The following is an 18,612-nucleotide window of genomic DNA, read 5'->3' as shown; positions in this document are numbered from 1 at the left end:
TAGGTTTAAAAATCATTTTATTAAAAAGACAGTTTAACAATTAAAAAAATTATATCATGAATGTAAGGAAAAATAATTTTGGGAGTTTTTGCAGGAGTAGCGTTGGGTATTTTATTTGCTCCAGATAAAGGAAGTAGCACACGAAAAAAAATACCTAAAAAAAGGTGAAGGTCGCAGCGATGACATAAATGCCAAATTAGAAGACGCACTTAAATCAGCGACTAACACGTTTGATGATTTAAAAAGTAAATCGGATAAAATTGTTGATCAAAGCATAACAGATTTTTCAAAAACAAAGAATGACCTCAAAACTACGTAGTGGTAATAATTCAGTTATATAGTAAGTAATGAATGCTAAACTTTTTTCATATCATTCATTATTGTCTTTTTTTTCTATCGTTAGTAGCCGTGCAAAAGCAGAAATATGTTTTGGTTAGTTCTGGTGATGTTTGTAATGGCATTTTATGTTACTTCTCAAGTAGATTAATATAAAAAGTCAATAAATAAATATCAAAATATAAGAAAGTTGAGTAGTAAGAGAAGGTATTAATTTTATAAAGATATATTACTGTTTAGTAGGGCAAGAGTAAGTAATCAGATGGTTGTCATTGCATTTAAAGTAGCGTTCTTACTACCAACGAATTTTGATCGACAAACCTATAAAGCATTATATTGAAGCAGTTTATATCTAGCGTTTCTGGGGAGCAGAAGAACAAAGAACAGTATTGGCATAAATAGTACAACATAAAATTATTTTTAAATTCTAAATCGTATAAAAATGGAAAAAGATCCAAAAAGAAATAATAATAATTTGTCGGGTCAGGCGGCAATTGATAAACTAAAAGAATTAATCAAAAGTGAATCAATTTGTCACTTTTGTACTCAACTTACACAACAACCAATAGCATCACGTCCTATGACCACGCAGAGGGTTGATGGGGATGGTAATATATGGTTTTTTAGTTCAATTAAAAGTGATAAGAATGTAGAAATTGAAAAGAACAATCAGGTCCAGCTATTTTACTCAAATCCTTCAAGCTACGAATTTTTAAGTATTTACGGTTCTGCCACGATACATACTGACAAAGAAAAAATTGATGAAATGTGGACCCCTTTAGCAAATGCTTGGTTTAAAGATGGTAAAGATGATGCTGATATTTCATTAATAAAGATAAGGCCGCAATCTTCTTATTACTGGGATACCAAGAACAATAAAATGATTTCAATGGTTCAGGTTTTTATCTCAAAAGTAACGGGTGGCGCACCTGATGACCGCGAGGAAGGCACTGTGGACCTTAATTAAATTTCATTTTAAAAAGTTATTTTAACCTAGTAATCATTTTTATTTTTTATTAGTTGAACATCTGATAAATAAATCCAATTAAAAAAGATGGATCTAAACAATCAAATCATTTAACTATTTGTGCTTGCATTACCATTCACTTGTATTGCTTGAACAGTTACTTGTGGAAGTTTTTAAAGAACCAAAAAAGTGGTGCATTAAAAAATCCAAAGTTTAAAGAAAGCAATACTATTGGATAACCATTTTTTTTATTTACTTGAGGGTGCTGTTTAAGTCACCTTATAACCTTTTTTTATTTTGACAAAAGTTCATTTGTTTTAATTAGACCCGCATGGTTATATAATTTGGGTTTTTTTACATTAGTTTGGATTGTCATTATCTGCAGTAGTGTTTTTATTTTTATAAGAGTTGGGAAGAGAAAAGAAAAAACGGATACGGGTATTGAAGAATTGAAGTTGGAATTAGAAAAGATAAAATAATAGGAAAAGATTAGCTAATAATGTAAAACTAATTTGACAGATTGGCGCAATGGCATCAAGAACACAGGGGTTTTCCAATCTTCCGCCTAAGACCAACCCAGCGGTACACGAGCTTGATACCCATTAATTAGTTTTTTGTTAAAATATGTAAAAAAAATATCAAAATCAATCCTTTAGCAACATTGAAAATTTAATAAGGATAGGGAAAAGCATTGTACCAGATTCAGCAGTATTGACCATCATTAGATACTAATAAGCGCAAATTACAGTTTAATACTCCTTTACATCGATTTCGTTAAAAATTTAAATTCAAGTTAAAGTAAAACAAACCACAAATTATGCTAAAAAAACACGTTTGTCATTTTAAATTTTTACTTTTGTTTGCGAAAATACACAGATACAATATCAGATATGAGAACGATACAATTTAGAGAGGCCATTTGCGAAGCAATGAGTGAGGAAATGCGTAATGATGACACCGTTTACTTAATGGGTGAAGAGGTTGCAGAATATAATGGTGCTTATAAGGCATCAAAAGGAATGCTAGCCGAGTTTGGAGAAAAAAGAGTAATTGATACTCCTATTGCTGAGCTTGGTTTTACTGGAATTGCAGTAGGTTCAGCGATGAACGGTTGTAGACCGATTGTTGAATACATGACTTTCAATTTCTGTCTGGTGGGTATTGACCAAATTATAAATAATGCAGCCAAAATGCGTCAAATGACAGGGGGGCAATTCAATGTGCCTATCGTTTTTCGTGGTCCAACAGCTTCGGCAGGACAATTAGGGGCAACGCATTCGCAGGCATTGGAAAACTGGTTTGCAAACACACCTGGTCTTAAAGTGGTAGTTCCATCGACTGTTTATGACGCTAAAGGGCTTTTGAAATCAGCTATTCGCGATAATGACCCCGTGATTTTCATGGAGTCAGAGCAAATGTATGGTGATAAAGGGGAAGTTCCAGATGGTGAATATACAATCCCAATAGGCGTTGCTGATATTAAACGAGAAGGAACAGATGTTACAATCGTTTCTTTTGGAAAAATTATAAAAGAAGCTCATAAAGCTGCCGAGGAATTAGAAAAAGAGGGGATTTCTTGTGAGATTATCGATTTGAGAACGGTTCGTCCGATGGATTATGATACTATTTTAACGTCTGTTAAAAAAACAAATAGATTAGTGGTTCTGGAAGAAGCTTGGCCTTTTGCAAGTGTTGCTTCTGAGATTACCTATATTGTACAAGAACGCGCTTTTGACTTTCTTGACGCACCAATTCAACGTATTACAACTGCGGACACACCAGCGCCTTACTCTCCGGTCTTGTTAAAAGAATGGTTGCCTAATGCTGATGATGTTGTCAAAGCAGTGAAAAAAGTAATGTATAAATAATACAATAAACATGTCATAAAAACTTCATCATTCAATCGTTTGATGAAGTTTTTTGTTTTAAAGCGTACTATGAAAAAGAATTTTTTATTTACTGTTTTTCTATTGTTGACCCTATCCAATTCTGTTTTTTCCCAAACAAAAGTAAGTGGTGTTGTAGTGGATAAATCAGACCAACCCGTTCCTTTTGCAAATATAGCTTTCAAAGATTCTAACGAGGGAGCCGTCGCTAATGAAGATGGGCGTTTCTATATTGAATCAACTAAAAAATACACGACTTTAGTGGTTACTTCAGTTGGTTTTTTAGATCGGGAAATTGCCTTAGGTAAAGCCGTTACTTATGATTTTAAGGTGTTGTTGAGAGAAGCTGAAATCTTAAATGAAGTGGTTATTTTTACGGGTAAAACATCAAAAAAGGACAACCCTGCACTAGATATTCTAAGGAAAATATGGGAAAGAAAACGTAAAAATGGATTGTCTCTTTTTGACCAATATCAAATGGAAAAGTATGAAAAGATTGAGTTCGACATGAACACAATCGACAGTGCTTTTATGAAAAATAAGCTATTTAGAGGAATGGAGTTTATTTTTGATCATGTTGATACTTCTAGGGTAACCGGGAAAACTTACTTACCAATTTTCATAAACGAAACTTTATCTGATATTTATGCAGACAATAAACTGGGCAAAGTAAAAGAGAAAATAAAAGCCAATAAAAGCTCCGGTTTTAAAGGCAATCAGCAGTTGTTGGCTTTTGTAAATGATTTATATTCGGATTATAATATTTACGATAATCATCTCACTTTTTTTGATAAGAGCTTTACTAGCCCTATATCAACGACGGGAGTTGATGTTTATAACTATGTCCTGAGAGACAGTGCCTTTATCAATAAAAAATGGTGTTACAATATCGTGTTTTATCCAAGGCGTAAGAATGAATTGACTTTTAAAGGTGACTTTTGGGTAAATGATACCACATTTGCCATAAAAAAAATTAGTATGGCGGTTACAAAAAGTGCCAATATTAATTGGGTAAAGGATATCTATTTAGAACAAGAATTTGATGTTGTAAATGATTCTGTTTTTCTACTGACACGTGATTATTTGATGTCGGATTTTGCAGTGAATAAAAAAGAAGACTCCAAGGGAATTTATGGAAAACGGACTTCTTTTTACGGCAATCATGAATTCAATAAAGAGAAGCCAGATTCTTTTTATAAGGAAGATGTCAAGTACGAGAGTGATTCTATATACAGTAAATCAGATCAATACTGGAGTAAAAACCGTTACGAAAATTTGAGTAAAGACGAATTGGGTGTTTATAAAATGCTAGACACGCTACAAACGGTTAAAAAATTCAAACAGATAACAAGTTTTGTTACTGTTCTTGCTAGCGGGTATATCAATGTGGGGAGCTTTGATTATGGCCCTATATTTTCTAGTTTTGGTTATAATGAAGTGGAGGGCGTTCGTTTGAGAGCTGGAGGAAGAACCTATTTTGGGACTGATGACACTTGGCGATTGCAAGGATATACGGCCTATGGTTTTAAAGACAATAAATTTAAGTACGGACTTTCTGGAAAATGGATGGTTGATAAGAAAAATAGAATTATTCTGTCAGCGGGAAATAGGCGGGACGTAGAACAAATTGGCGCGAGTTTAACCACTACAAATGATGTATTGGGTAGAAGTTTTGCTTCTTCCTCCTTGTTTTCGTCAGGAAGTAATGGTAAGTTGACGAATATCAATCTAAGTAGTGTCGCTGTCGAAATAGAGCCTGTGAAAAACCTGACCTTTCAAACCAGTTTGTCTTATCGAACACTGGAATCTGCGTCGCCAACATTTAGTTTGGATTACTATACAGATGCGGGACAAACAGCTACAAAAAGCGAGGTAAAACAGTCGGAGGTGAATTTTCAGATCGAATACACACCCAACCGAAAAACGATAGGGTATGCTGTAGAGAGAGATAATGTGGATAGTCCTTTCAGTCGGTTTTTTATAAATTACAGTCATGGATTCAAAGGATTGTTGAATAGTGATTTTAAATATGAGAAGATACAGCTTTACTATAAACAACCCATCGTCATTGGACCGCTCGGGCGAACGAATGTGACCGTCGAGATGGGTAAAACCTTTGGCACTATTCCTTTAGGCTTAATCAGTGTTATTCCGGGGAATCAAACCTATTTCACTATCGAAAACACCTTTAGCAACCTAAATTTCTATGAGTTTGTGGCTGATCAATATGCAACAGTGCAATGGGATCATAATTTTGGAGGGCGTATTTTCTCCCGAATTCCATTTATGCGAAAACTGAATTGGAGAGAAATCATAGGAGTAAGAGGGGTTTACGGAACTATTTCAGATGCTAACAGAGGAATCAATGCTTCAGGTCTGGAATACATGGCTCCTGAGAACGTGTATTGGGAGTATAGCGCAGGAATTGGGAATATCTTCAAAGTGTTCCGTCTCGATTTTGCCTGGAGAGGAAATTATTTAAACACACCAGATACGCAGCGATTTTCAATAAAAGGATCTTTTGGATTTTATTTTTAGGAGCTATTTCCAGCTGTACACTATATCTTTTATGCCAAACCTTGGCATAAAAGGATGTCGTTTCCATCTGGGCTAAAGAAATCAGTACATGCAAGAAGCTATAAATCACCTTTCAGCAGTAGAGCCCATTTTCAATATGATAATTGAAAAGTATGGAGTTCCAGTAATTCCAGAACGCCCCCAAGGATTGGAGACTTTAGTTTTACTGATTTTAGAACAACAAGTGTCTATTGATTCAGCCAAAGCTACTTTTTTGAAATTAAGGGAAAAGATAAAAATCTTTAAGCCGAGTGTTTTGGTGGATTTATCTGATCAAGAATTTAGAAGTGTTGGAGTAAGCCGGCAAAAAACGTCCTACATCAAAGCTTTGTCATTAGCAGTACTTAGCGAGGATGTAGATCTAGAATCTTTGGCAAACAAAACTCCGGAGCAAGTGCGTGAAGAACTCATTAAAATTAAAGGAATAGGAAACTGGACTATTGATGTCTATTTAATGTTCTGTCTTCAAGCCCCTGATTTGTTGCCACTAGGTGATGTGGCGGTAGTAAACACTATAAAAGAATTACTCGATATTCACGAGAAAGAAGCCATGGAAATACATACTGAAAAATGGAGCCCTCACCGTTCTTATGCCACTTTTTTACTGTGGCATTATTATCTCAAAAAAAGGAATAGGACAATAGTGTATCAATATTAGTTTCTTTGCTATGTAATTTGTAGATAAGAACGATTTTTCATTGTAAAAACAGATACTTTACTTATTTTTGTGCCGATTATTATAGAAAAGAAAAAAGTAAAATGACTGCAGACAAAATAAAAACTTTCGATGTACTTATCGAAATTCCACGAGGAAGTAGAAACAAATATGAATATGATTTCGAAATAAAAAGAATGCGTTTCGACAGAATGTTGTTTTCATCAATGATGTATCCAGCTGATTACGGATTTATCCCAGAAACCCTTGCACTAGATGGTGATCCACTAGATGTATTGGTTTTAGTAAATGAACCTACTTTTCCTGGATGTGTTATGGAAGTAAAACCTATTGGTGTTTTTCACATGGCAGATGATAAAGGACCGGACGAAAAAGTAATTTGTGTACCAGTGTCTGATCCGATATGGAATTCATTGAATAATTTGTCAGATATGAATCCACATTTATTAAAAGAGATAGAACATTTCTTCCAAGTGTATAAAGATCTTGAAAATAAAACAGTTGATGTAGGTGGATGGGGAGATGTAAATGAAGCGTATGATATCATCAAAAAATGTACGGAACGTTTTGATCAAATTGAAAATAAACCAGAGGGATTATTCAGTATTAAGTAATAAATACTCTTGTATTTTATAAAAAAAGCAACATTCTGTTAAGAGTGTTGCTTTTTTGTTTAAATTCGTTTTTGTACTATATTGATTATTAGCCACTAACCAAAAAAACCAAATTTATGAATACAATTATGATTTATTTGCCAATTGTCATGGCAATTGTAGGACTTCTGTTCATGTGGATTAAAAGATCGTGGGTTTTAAAACAAGATGCTGGGGATGGTAAGATGAAAGAGATCTCGGATTATATTTACGAAGGTGCATTAGCGTTCCTAAAAGCAGAATATAGGTTACTCGCTTTCTTTGTAGTTGGAGCAAGCATCGTTTTAGCAGGATTGTCTTATTTTGTGCCTACAACACATATATTAATAGTGGTCGCCTTTATTTTTGGTGCCTTTTTCTCTGCCTTAGCGGGGAATATGGGAATGAAAATCGCGACAAAAACAAATGTTAGAACAACACAGGCAGCACGAACTAGTTTACCGCAAGCGCTAAAAGTTTCTTTTGGTGGTGGAACCGTAATGGGGCTTGGCGTTGCAGGTTTAGCCGTTCTGGGCTTAACTTCTTTCTTTCTCTTTTTCTTTCATTTCTTTATGAATGGAACATGGACTTCAACTGAGGACATGACTATCGTTTTAGAAACATTGGCTGGTTTCTCTCTGGGAGCGGAATCTATTGCCTTGTTTGCCCGTGTGGGAGGTGGTATTTATACAAAAGCAGCTGATGTTGGAGCTGATTTAGTGGGTAAAGTAGAAGCTGGAATTCCAGAGGATGACCCACGCAATCCGGCCACAATTGCTGATAACGTAGGAGATAATGTAGGAGATGTTGCTGGAATGGGAGCTGATTTATTTGGTTCTTACGTAGCAACTGTTTTGGCGGCTATGGTTCTTGGAAACTATGTAATCAAGGATATGGGAGGAAGAATAGACGATGCCTTTGGAGGTATTGGACCTATTTTATTGCCAATGGCGATTGCCGGTTTTGGAATTCTATTCTCAATTATAGGAACCCTTTTAGTTAAAATTACAGATCAAGATGCTAAAGAAGCACAAGTACAAAAAGCATTAAATATTGGTAACTGGGTTTCGATCGCTTTAACAGCTATTGCTTGTTACTTTTTAGTTCAATATATGTTGCCTGCCAATATGAAAATGGAATTTTTTGGTGAAGGAATGCAAGACATTTCGGCGATGAGAGTTTTTTATGCTACGATTGTTGGACTTGTAGTTGGGGCGGTTATTTCATCTGTTACAGAATATTACACAGGATTGGGAACAAAACCAGTTATGGCTATTGTTCAAAAATCAAGTACGGGAGCAGGTACTAACGTAATTGCGGGTTTAGCAACAGGAATGATTTCGACATTCCCTACTGTTTTGTTGTTTGCTGCAGCAATATGGACGTCCTATGCTCTTGCAGGATTTTATGGAGTAGCATTAGCCGCGTCGGCGATGATGGCAACTACAGCCATGCAATTAGCGATTGACGCCTTCGGACCCATATCGGACAATGCGGGGGGTATTGCAGAAATGAGTGAATTGCCAAAAGAAGTGCGTACACGTACTGATATCTTGGATTCTGTGGGAAATACCACCGCAGCAACAGGAAAAGGTTTTGCTATTGCTTCAGCAGCATTAACTTCATTGGCATTATTTGCCGCTTATGTTACTTTTACAGGAATTGACGGGATTAACATTTTTAAAGCACCCGTTTTAGCAATGTTATTCGTAGGAGGTATGATACCGGTTGTTTTTTCTGCATTAGCCATGAACTCTGTTGGTAAAGCTGCTATGGATATGGTGTATGAGGTACGTCGCCAGTTCAGAGAAATTCCTGGAATTATGGAAGGAACAGGTAAACCGGAATATGCAAAATGCGTAGATATTTCTACTAAGGCTGCACTAAGAGAAATGATGCTGCCTGGGATTTTGACCATTGGATTCCCTATTGTAGTGGTACTTCTTGGGAAACTGGTTTATGGGGATAACAATCAATTAGTTGCAGAAATGCTTGGAGGATATATGGCTGGAGTTACTGTTTCGGGAGTGCTTTGGGCTGTTTTTCAAAATAATGCCGGAGGTGCTTGGGATAATGCCAAGAAATCTTTTGAAGCAGGAGTTATGATAAACGGCGAGATGACTTATAAGGGATCTGACGCACATAAAGCTGCTGTAACCGGAGATACTGTTGGAGATCCGTTTAAAGATACTTCAGGACCCTCTATGAATATTTTGATTAAATTGACTTGTTTGATAGGCTTAGTAATGGCGCCAATCTTAGGAGGCGGAAGTTATACTATAGCGCAAAATGCCACTTGTTGCATTACAACGGGTGCATGTACTTCGATGTCTCAAGAAGAATGTTTGGCAAAAGGTTGCACTAATATGGCATGCGATCATATAAAAGGTGTAACGGAGGCACATGATATTACTAAACAAGTGACTATTGAGAAAACAAATCTTAATGGTGCAGTTGCCGCTACAATAACAACGACAGTAAATGGTAAAGTTGAAACACAAGTTTTTGAAGGGACCGATGCTGAAGTTCAGACAAAAATTGATGCTTTGAAGTAAAAGTCTTTCTTCTATTATACAGATAAAAATGTCTCGCAAAAGTGAGGCATCTTTGTTTTAATTTAAATGATAAAATTAATTACTAAGTCACAGCACTATAGGATTTTTAAGTTTTTTATACCCAACGAATTTGTATTTTAGACCAAATCGTTTTGCTATAATGTCGATGTAATATGAAAATAGTACAATGGTAATGGATAATATTGAATAGACAATCGCTATTCGATTCCCCAGGCTGCACTTATGGCAACGACTGCAACGATACTAGATATAACCAATGTTGAACCTGCAATAATTCCAATATTGCTAAGTGTTGTGGCAGTTTTGTTTAAAATACGAATCGTTCTTATGTCATTTTCTATCAGAATAATTTTTTCGGTTTTACTATCAAGTTTTACAATTCCAAAATATTTCCCCTCTATTTGTTCCACTTTCTTAAGCTTAAGTTTAGCTCCATCAGTTTTAGTTATTAGCACTTTTCTTTTTGAGGTCACGGCTTCATCTACAGAAACGGCTGTTTTTTGATATACCGCACAACTTTGTAACATCAGTACAAAAATTAATAAAACACAAACAATTTTACTTTTGTCTAGCATAATTTTTGACTTAAATTGATATTTTTGAAAAATAGAATTTATTGGTGAATTATTTAACTATATATTCTGGATAGATAAAGATATGTAAAATAAAAATGCCTCGAACAGCTAGGCATTTTTACAGGTAGTTTGTTTTTTCTGTATTTTCGAAAGGGAGGGATAGGGTTAAAACAATCCGTTCAATTCTGCATCGATTTTGTTTAAAATAATCCCCAAATCTTCCGGGTTGTCGACAAAATTAATGTTGTCTACATCAATAATCAATATTTTTCCACGGTCGTAGGTATCAACCCAAGCCTCATAACGCTCGTTTAAACGGCTTAAGTATTCGATAGAAATAGAGTTTTCATACTCACGACCCCTTTTATGTATTTGACCCACTAAATTAGGGATTGAACTTCTTAAATAAATTAATAAATCAGGTGCTTTTACTGTTGACTCCATTAATTCAAAAAGAGAGGAATAATTTTGAAAATCACGATTAGTCATCAAGCCCATGGCATATAAGTTAGGTGCAAAAATATGCGCATCTTCATAAATGGTTCTGTCTTGAATGACTTTCTTTCCGCTCTCCCGGATTTGTATCACTTGACGGAAACGGCTGTTGAGGAAATAGATCTGTAGATTAAATGACCAGCGTTCCATTTGATGATAAAAATCATCGAGGTACGGATTGTCAACCACGTCTTCATAATGAGGCTCCCATTTAAAATGTTTTGCCAATAAACGCGTTAGAGTCGTTTTTCCAGATCCGATGTTTCCTGCTACTGCTATGTGCATTACGGTGTTGTGATTTTATAATTTATAATTCCCTTCGATGTAAAAATAGATAAAATTTGGTCTTTGTAACAGAATTTTTGAAACGTTTTTTCTGAAATCTCTATTTCATATTTTTGCTTTTTCTCCAGGTCTTCAAAAAAGAGCTTTTTATTACTGGAGTAGATAAATTGAGAATTATTAATGATTTCAATAGTGTCAAAACCCGGAATTTTACCTCTGGTTGTTATCACTCCAAAAACATCGCAAGAATACCAATTGCTTTTCTGGTCTACCCAATTGAAAGTGTTGAAGTTAGTCTGGTAGTGTTTTATGTTTTCTGGAAAAGGAGTAGATATCGGTTTATATTCCTCTATAATATAATCAAAAAGACCAATCTGTTGATTTAAACTATTGTAAATCCACAGCTGATTTTGTGAGGCAATTCCAGTAGCAGATACCGCCATCGGGATCGTGTTTTCCAAGAAATTTATCCGTTGGGTTTCATTTAATTGATTATCAAGTAGGATAACCATATTGAAATTTTCATAGAAAACAACAATATTCAACGGATTTTGGATATCGACTTTCGTTATTTTTCCGAGTGCTGGATTCTTATATTCAAGGGATGAAGTGCCTTTTATTTTGTACAGGACGTTATCCTTGACGTAATAATAGAATTCAAATTGGTCATAACCTATAAAGTCATCCGCAATGACACTGACAGTATTAATGGCAATAGTTTTAAATTCAGTATTTTGACTCACTGCACTCAAAGCTGATACTAAAGTAATCAAGAGAATGATTTTTTTCATAGGTAGCTAAATTACAATTAAACCTTTTATAATTATGTAAGTCTTATTTTATTTATTATCAGATTGTAACAAAATAGTAATTTGTAGTCTTATCGTATCCGTAATTTAAAATGTAATACTCATGAAGAAAATAATTTTAGTTTTAGCATTTACTGCGTTTGGCTATTTTAGCTCGCAAGCTCAGGAATTTCAGGGAATGGCCGTTTACGAATCGAAAACGAGTACTTCCGATTTTAAAACGCGAATGGAGGGTAACAAAAATATGACTCCAGATATGCAAAAGATGATTGAAGAAAGAATGAAGAAAATGTTTGAAAAAACGTTTGTTCTTAATTTTAATAAATCGGCCTCTATATACAAAGAGGAAGAAAAGCTTGACGCCACTGCGCAAGCTGGCGGCGGAATGCGAATGATGAGTTCCATGACCGGCGGCGGAGGAACACATTATAAAAACGTAAAAGAGAAAACATATATTATTGATAAAGAGTTTATGGGTAAAGAGTTTCTAGTTAAAGATTCCTTGCCGAATTTACAATGGAAAATGGAGGGGGAAACCAGAGTCATTGGTGGTTATACGTGTTATAAAGCAACAGCTGTAAAAGTGCCAAGTGCCACTGATTTTAGAAATTTCCGACCTAAAAAAGAAGAGGATAAGAAAGAAGCAGACAAGAAAGAAGCAGATAAGCCTGCAGCAGAAAAGAAAACTAATTTTATGGATGCTATTGAGGTACCAAAAGAAGTTACGATTACAGCGTGGTACACGCCAGAAATTCCTGTTAGTCAAGGTCCTGAAGGTTATTGGGGTTTGCCAGGATTGATTTTGGAGGTGAATGATGGCAAGACAATTATTTTATGTTCTAAAGTGGTTTTGAATCCTAAAGAAAAAGCAGAAATTAAAGCTTCGACTAAGGGTAAAGTGATTTCTCAAAAAGAGTATGATGAAGCCGTAGTAAAAAAGATGGAGGAGTTTAGAGAAATGAACCAAGGTCGCGGTGGAAAAGATGGAGGAATGCAAATACGTTTTGGAGGTTAATTCAGGGTCAATTTTATATTAAAAGGTTATAAAATGAAGAATATTTTACTGTTTATCGCACTTATTGTTACATCCATTTCTTACGGACAAAACATTCGTTTAGAAGGTGTAATTCAAGATCTAGGTAAATCGCCTTTAGAAATGGCAAATGTAATGGCAGTCAACCAGGCTACCAAGGCTATGGATGGGTATGCAATTACTACGGATAAAGGGAAGTATATACTGAACTTAAAGCCCAATACTGCTTATAGTATCAAGTTGAGTTACCTTGGAATGCAGAATAAAGAAATAACGATTACCACTCAATCTGAAAACATGGAACAAAATATTACTATGGAATCTGGCGGGATTGAATTAGACGGTGTCGAAATTGTGCGGGAGATGCCCGTTTCTATAAAAGGGGATACGATTGTATATAATGCGGATTCATTTAAAACAGGTGAAGAGCGAAAATTAGAAGATGTTTTCAAAAAATTGCCAGGATTTGAGGTTATGGCAGACGGACAAGTTCAAGTGGAGGGTAAAAAAGTGGCTAAACTATTTGTAAATGGAAAACCATTTATGGAAGGAGATACAAAATTAGGATCAAAAAACATACCCTCAGATGCGGTTGATAAAATTCAAGTGATGCGTAATTTCAATGAGGTTTCTCAGATGAAAGGACTGGAGAACAACAATGATGACATTGCGCTAAACATCAAACTTAAAAAAGGAAAAAATAAGTTTTGGTTTGGCGATGTCAGTGGTGGTTTAGCCAATGACAAAGGGTATATTTTTAATCCAAAATTATTCTATTATTCACCTAAAACAAGCATCAACTCCATCGTCAATTTAAATAATATTGGGGAAGTTTCTTTGACCTCTGCTGATTTTTTTAGGATAAGCGGTGGTGCCAGGAATACAATTGGTAAAAGTGGCACTACGTTGAACTTAAATCGAAATTTCTTCGGGCTTTCTGGTGGCGATAATGTTGCTAAAGCCAGTGATAAATTTGGAACGCTAAATGTAAATCATTCTATTTCTAAAAAATGGACCTTAACTGGTTTTGCAGCCTATTCTTCGACGTTTAATCAGTCGATAACGAACTCCGATCGCGGTATTTTTGAGCCTAACACAACAAATATAGCAACGCTAGAAAACAGAAAAAACAGAACCGACTCTAGAAACAATGCTTTCATTTCTAAATTGGGTTCGAAGTACAAAGCAAATGATAATTTTCAGTTGGATTACGATGTTTTTTTTAGAAAAAATGATCAGCAAGACATAGACAATAGTCAAAGTAATTTCAGTTCTACTTCCAATGGAACAGTTTTCAACAGTTCTAATACCGTAGTTGCGTTCCAAAAGCAAGCGCCAGCTTCGTTCAATCAGAGTTTGAATTTATTTTATACGCAAAACCCAAAAAGTACTTGGGTGATTGAGGTACAACATCAATATGAGGATGAAGATCCATTTTACAATCCGCAGCTTTCTGTTAATCCATATCAAAATAGCACTTCGCAAAATCCAAACGATCCAAGTGCCGTTTTTGTCAATGAAAACACCTTAAATATTGAACAATCAAGATTTGTTAAAACCAATAAAGTAGACGCGAAAGTGGATTACTTTTATCAAATTTCTAATAAAAGTATTTTGAATGTTACTTTAGGCAATACAAATGCATTTCAGACGTATGATTCAAGTATTTTGCAAATCTTACAAAATAATTCAAGCAATCCTGTTGAACAAGAAGCCTACAATAATAAGGTTAAGTATTCTTTTAATGATGTTTTTTTAGGAGTGCATTACAAGTTTATAAAAGGTAAGTTTACCTTTAATCCTGGGTTTTCTGTTCATCAATATAATACAAATAACCAACAATTCAACAATCCTTTTCAATTGAATTTTAGTCGGTTTCTACCCGATATGTTCGCCCGCTGGGATTTAAAAAAATCTGAAAACGTAACCTATAATTTTAATGTAGCAAACAGATTTAATGATGTGAATTCACTTATTGAGGGCTATATTTTTACTAATTTTAATAGTATCTCCAGAGGGAATGCACAGCTAGAAAACTCGTTAGTTACCAGCCATAGATTGAATTATTCGAAGTACAATTTGTATAATTTCACTACTATTTTTGGAAGTGTTGGGTACACTACCACAAAAAATCCGGTAGTAAACGGAATAGCGTTCCAAAGTATTTATTCTACTTCAGACCGCTTAAATCTAGATGCAGAAAATGAAAGTTTAAATGGTAATTTATTTTACTCCAAAAGTTTTCAAAAATATTACAAAGTAACAGGTGGTATAAACGCAAGTTGGAACAAAAATTTTGTCTTAAATAGGAGAATAGTAAGTGGGAATACGCAGGAATTTATTCAAGGCATTGAAAATGTGAACCATGGCTATAATCTAGCTTTAGCCACACAATTTAAAAAATATCCAAATATTGATTTAGGGTATAGAATTAATTTTTCTGAGCAAGCGGCAAACAGTTTTACTACGCAAACGCCAACAGTAAAATTGAATTATTATTTTTTGAATGGGTTGAATATCAATTGGGATTATTCGTTTAATCGCTTTAAAAATGAGACTAGTGGTATTGCTAATAATTTTGAAATTATGACTGCGAGTTTAAATTATATCAAAAAAGACTCTAAGTTTGAGTACAGAATTCAGGCAAACAATCTTTTGAATACAAAGTCAAGATTGAATAATACGTTCAGCGTGAATGGCTTCAATGCAAATGAAACTATTATTTTACCACGATTCGTAACTTTTATTTTGAAGTATAATATCTAATAAAAACAAAAAGGAGATTTTGATTGAACAAAATCTCCTTTTTTATTTTAACCTGCATTGAATTACAATCCAAATGCAGTTTTCACTTGGTCAACAAAATCTAGTTTCTCCCACGTAAACAAGTCTACAGTCACTGTTTTTGACAAACCGCCTGGAGCAGTAAATGTTTTAGTCACTGTTTCTGGAGTACGACCCATGTGCCCGTAAGCGGCTGTTTCGCTATAAATAGGATTTCTTAGTTTTAAACGTTGCTCAATAAAATAAGGACGCATATCAAAGATTTCTTCTACTTTCTTAGCAATTTCACCGTCTCTTAAGCTTAGATTAGAGGTTCCGTACGTATCAATGAAGATACCCATTGGTCTGGCTACTCCAATAGCATAAGAAACTTGGACTAAAATTTCGTCAGCAACACCTGCTGCAACTAAGTTTTTAGCGATGTGACGTGTAGCATAAGCTGCACTACGATCCACCTTACTTGGATCTTTTCCAGAAAAAGCGCCACCGCCGTGAGCTCCTTTTCCTCCATAGGTATCCACAATGATTTTTCTTCCTGTAAGTCCTGTGTCTCCGTGGGGTCCTCCAATTACAAATTTACCGGTTGGATTAATATGATATTTAATGGTTTCATTAAATAAATGCGCGTGGGCAGGATATTTAGCAATGATTCTTGGAATCAAGATCGATACTAAATCTTTTTTAATTTTAGCTAGCATGATTGACTCTTCATCAAAATCATCATGTTGAGTTGAGATTACAATAGCATCAATACGTGTAGGTTTGTTGTCATCACTGTATTCTAACGTTACTTGGGATTTAGCATCGGGGCGCAAATAAGGAATCTCGTTATTCTCGCGTCTAAGAACGGCTAATTCTTGCAATAGTTTATGTGATAAATCAAGTGCCAAAGGCATGTAATTTTCAGTTTCATTAGTTGCATAACCAAACATCATTCCTTGGTCACCAGCTCCCTGATCTTCAGGATTAGCTCTGTCAACGCCTTGATTTATATCTGCTGATTGTTCATGTATAGCAGAAAGGATACCACAAGAGTCGGCCTCAAACATATAAGCGCTTTTTGTATAACCAATTCTTTTAATTACATCACGAGCAATTTGTTGAACGTCAAGATAGGTGTTTGACTTTACCTCGCCGGCTAAGATTACTTGCCCGGTTGTTACTAATGTTTCACAGGCTACTTTGGAATCGGCATCAAATGCCAAAAAATTATCGATTAATGCGTCTGAAATTTGATCTGCAATTTTGTCTGGGTGTCCCTCACTTACAGATTCTGACGTAAATAAATATGCCATAATAAATATAAATTTAAAATTAAGAGAGGAAAAGTAATTGCTGGAAATACTAAAGTAGAGTTGCTGCTTTAGCATTTTTTCTACTGAAAATTTTTCAGCATCCATAATGAATTCATTTCATTATGAAGAGGTTGCAATCAGTTCAAATTTTTCCTCTTGTAATTGAGTGCAAATGTATGAAACCATTTTGAATTGCAGATTAAATTAAGTTTTTTTTTGATAAGAAGAGGACTGTTATTTTTTGAATTAATTGAATCTCCTTCATTCAAGCTAGGCAAAAGGGTTGTCATATGGTTTTTTTACTATATGCTAGTTCAGTGATAATCGGTTTCTTTTTTCTTGAAAAACAAAAATATATTTTAAGAATACTTTAATTTCTGTTTGTGTTTAAGGTTTTTTTATAACTTTTTTCTTAACTCAAACATTGAAAAAATGTTACGCATCTGATATTGGGGTGTTTAAACGAGTAAATTTTAGTTCGTTACTTCTATCTTATAAATTTGTATAACTTTCAATGCAACATTTGATCGGCGTTACCCTTTTTAAGCATCTGTTTTATTCAATTTTCAAAACTGGAAACAGTGTGTAATCTCAGGTGCAGTATACAGCAACAAGGAACAGGAAAACAATTAATAATCCATAAAATATTTTATTATGAGAGCAAATGAAAGAGTTTTAGTACTTGAAAAAGTAGAACAAAGAAAGCACGATACTGGAAATTGTAAATGGGATAGATACTTGGACGATTATAATAATTATGTTAAGGAATATAATAAACTTTATTTGAATGCGCAAAAAGGGGATGAAAGAGCAATAACATTATACCCTTATATGAAAGAGAAATGGGAAGCTTTGAAAAAACGGCTGGTTAAAGCATACAACAATAAACGATTAAGCGAAAAACAAGTGAGGAGAGTAATTAAAATTAATATGAAGATTGTTTAAGCATGTTCTAAGTAAAATTATCTATTCGTGGCCCATTAATAATACATTTATTATGGCGTTTCCAGTTGAGTAAAATAAGATAGTAAACGTATTGTACAATAGTTTTTAGCGAAATTTAGTATTGGCAATAGTAATTGAATAGGCAAAATAATAGTACTTAGTCGATAGGGCTTTAGTGATCTAAAGAAATGAAAAGGGGAAAATAAACTATTTAAAACAACTATCATGAAAATATCAAAAATAACTTCGTTAAAGTCAGATTTTAAATTCAAGGCAAAAAAAAGAGAAAAGGGCGACTCAACAGATGAATTAGTTCATCCAAGGATTCAAGCTAAAAAAGCCAATGCGTTTGGGTCTAAAAAAGCTTCAAATTCATTATTGCTTCAAATGTATTCCCAAGAAAATGAGGTATTGTTTATATAATTGAAAGACAATCTTAAATAAAAAAAACATAACATGGTCAAAAATACTTTTTAGCATTTAAAATAGATTTACGTCTAAACAAGTGTTAAATTTAATCAATGCGCTTTTTAAATAATTGATTAGTGGTATTTTAACAGAAATAGCTTTATTTGTTATTTTTTAAAATAGACTAGGATATGTGAATTATTGTCAGCAATTTTGTTTCAATAAAAAACAGATCATGTATTTAAATGTTTGTAATATGTCAAAAGCCATGCAGGAAAATTCCTGAGGGTAGACTGTTGCTTTAATTTAAAACCTTAAACATAGCAAAAGCTT

Annotated in this window: 15 protein-coding genes; 11 read left to right on the top strand and 4 right to left on the bottom strand. The window is 34.3% G+C overall.

Annotated elements, in window-relative coordinates:
• Positions 1 to 115: 115 nt before the first annotated feature.
• The 7 genes from A3SG_RS22400 to A3SG_RS0113100 all read left to right on the top strand — a co-directional run bounded on the left by A3SG_RS22400 (position 116) and on the right by A3SG_RS0113100 (position 9,629).
• Positions 116 to 319, top strand: coding sequence for a hypothetical protein (locus tag A3SG_RS22400; protein ID WP_016990484.1), 204 nt, complete (start codon positions 116 to 118; stop codon positions 317 to 319).
• Positions 320 to 778: 459 nt separating this feature from the next.
• Positions 779 to 1,303, top strand: coding sequence for a pyridoxamine 5'-phosphate oxidase family protein (locus tag A3SG_RS0113130; protein WP_016990483.1), 525 nt, complete (start codon positions 779 to 781; stop codon positions 1,301 to 1,303).
• Positions 1,304 to 2,193: 890 nt separating this feature from the next.
• Positions 2,194 to 3,171, top strand: a complete 978-nt coding sequence (locus tag A3SG_RS0113120) for a pyruvate dehydrogenase complex E1 component subunit beta (RefSeq protein WP_016990481.1) — start codon at positions 2,194 to 2,196, stop codon at positions 3,169 to 3,171.
• 69 nt (positions 3,172 to 3,240) lie between these two features.
• The gene (locus A3SG_RS0113115; protein ID WP_016990480.1) at positions 3,241 to 5,727 is read left to right on the top strand and encodes a DUF5686 and carboxypeptidase-like regulatory domain-containing protein; all 2,487 of its coding nucleotides are present in this window, start codon (positions 3,241 to 3,243) and stop codon (positions 5,725 to 5,727) included.
• An 88-nt stretch (positions 5,728 to 5,815) separates the two neighbouring features.
• On the top strand, positions 5,816 to 6,424 hold the full coding sequence (locus A3SG_RS0113110; protein WP_016990479.1) for a DNA-3-methyladenine glycosylase family protein: 609 nt from the start codon (positions 5,816 to 5,818) through the stop codon (positions 6,422 to 6,424).
• A gap of 101 nt (positions 6,425 to 6,525) precedes the next feature.
• Complete coding sequence (locus tag A3SG_RS0113105; RefSeq protein WP_016990478.1) at positions 6,526 to 7,056, top strand: inorganic diphosphatase; 531 nt, start codon at positions 6,526 to 6,528, stop codon at positions 7,054 to 7,056.
• 116 nt (positions 7,057 to 7,172) lie between these two features.
• Positions 7,173 to 9,629: a sodium-translocating pyrophosphatase gene (locus A3SG_RS0113100; protein WP_016990477.1), complete on the top strand. Its 2,457-nt coding sequence runs from the start codon at positions 7,173 to 7,175 to the stop codon at positions 9,627 to 9,629.
• Between the two features lie 218 nt (positions 9,630 to 9,847).
• On the opposite strand, the gene A3SG_RS0113095 is transcribed toward A3SG_RS0113100, so the two are convergent.
• The 3 genes from A3SG_RS0113095 to A3SG_RS0113085 form a co-directional block, all read right to left on the bottom strand.
• Positions 9,848 to 10,225: a hypothetical protein gene (locus tag A3SG_RS0113095; RefSeq protein WP_016990476.1), complete on the bottom strand. Its 378-nt coding sequence runs from the start codon at positions 10,223 to 10,225 to the stop codon at positions 9,848 to 9,850.
• Positions 10,226 to 10,390: 165 nt separating this feature from the next.
• Positions 10,391 to 11,005 (bottom strand): deoxynucleoside kinase, encoded by a 615-nt coding sequence (locus tag A3SG_RS0113090; protein ID WP_016990475.1) that lies wholly within the window; start codon positions 11,003 to 11,005, stop codon positions 10,391 to 10,393.
• The gene (locus A3SG_RS0113085; RefSeq protein WP_016990474.1) at positions 11,005 to 11,796 is read right to left on the bottom strand and encodes a hypothetical protein; all 792 of its coding nucleotides are present in this window, start codon (positions 11,794 to 11,796) and stop codon (positions 11,005 to 11,007) included. Before A3SG_RS0113085 ends, A3SG_RS0113090 begins: the two co-directional genes overlap by 1 nt.
• Positions 11,797 to 11,917: 121 nt before the next feature.
• Here A3SG_RS0113085 and A3SG_RS0113080 point away from each other — a divergent pair, with 121 nt between their 5' ends.
• Together A3SG_RS0113080 and A3SG_RS0113075 are read left to right on the top strand one after the other, a co-directional pair.
• Entirely contained in the window at positions 11,918 to 12,829 is a 912-nt protein-coding gene (locus tag A3SG_RS0113080) for a GLPGLI family protein (protein WP_016990473.1), read from the top strand.
• A 33-nt stretch (positions 12,830 to 12,862) separates the two neighbouring features.
• Positions 12,863 to 15,613 (top strand): carboxypeptidase-like regulatory domain-containing protein, encoded by a 2,751-nt coding sequence (locus tag A3SG_RS0113075; protein ID WP_016990472.1) that lies wholly within the window; start codon positions 12,863 to 12,865, stop codon positions 15,611 to 15,613.
• Between the two features lie 62 nt (positions 15,614 to 15,675).
• Here the strand turns inward: A3SG_RS0113075 and metK are convergent, their stop codons facing one another.
• Entirely contained in the window at positions 15,676 to 16,926 is a 1,251-nt protein-coding gene (gene metK / locus A3SG_RS0113070) for a methionine adenosyltransferase (protein ID WP_029596806.1), read from the bottom strand.
• Positions 16,927 to 17,580: 654 nt separating this feature from the next.
• On the opposite strand from metK, the gene A3SG_RS0113065 reads away from it, so the two are divergent.
• The gene (locus tag A3SG_RS0113065; RefSeq protein ID WP_016990470.1) at positions 17,581 to 17,871 is read left to right on the top strand and encodes a hypothetical protein; all 291 of its coding nucleotides are present in this window, start codon (positions 17,581 to 17,583) and stop codon (positions 17,869 to 17,871) included.
• Positions 17,872 to 18,096: 225 nt separating this feature from the next.
• Positions 18,097 to 18,294: a hypothetical protein gene (locus A3SG_RS0113060; RefSeq protein ID WP_016990469.1), complete on the top strand. Its 198-nt coding sequence runs from the start codon at positions 18,097 to 18,099 to the stop codon at positions 18,292 to 18,294.
• The last annotated feature ends 318 nt before the right edge of the window (positions 18,295 to 18,612 follow it).

Source organism: Flavobacterium sp. ACAM 123 (assembly GCF_000264055.1).
Classification (GTDB): Bacteria; Bacteroidota; Bacteroidia; order Flavobacteriales; family Flavobacteriaceae; genus Flavobacterium.
Note: the sequence above shows the minus strand (reverse complement) of the source record. Positions and strands in the feature narration are given on the sequence as shown.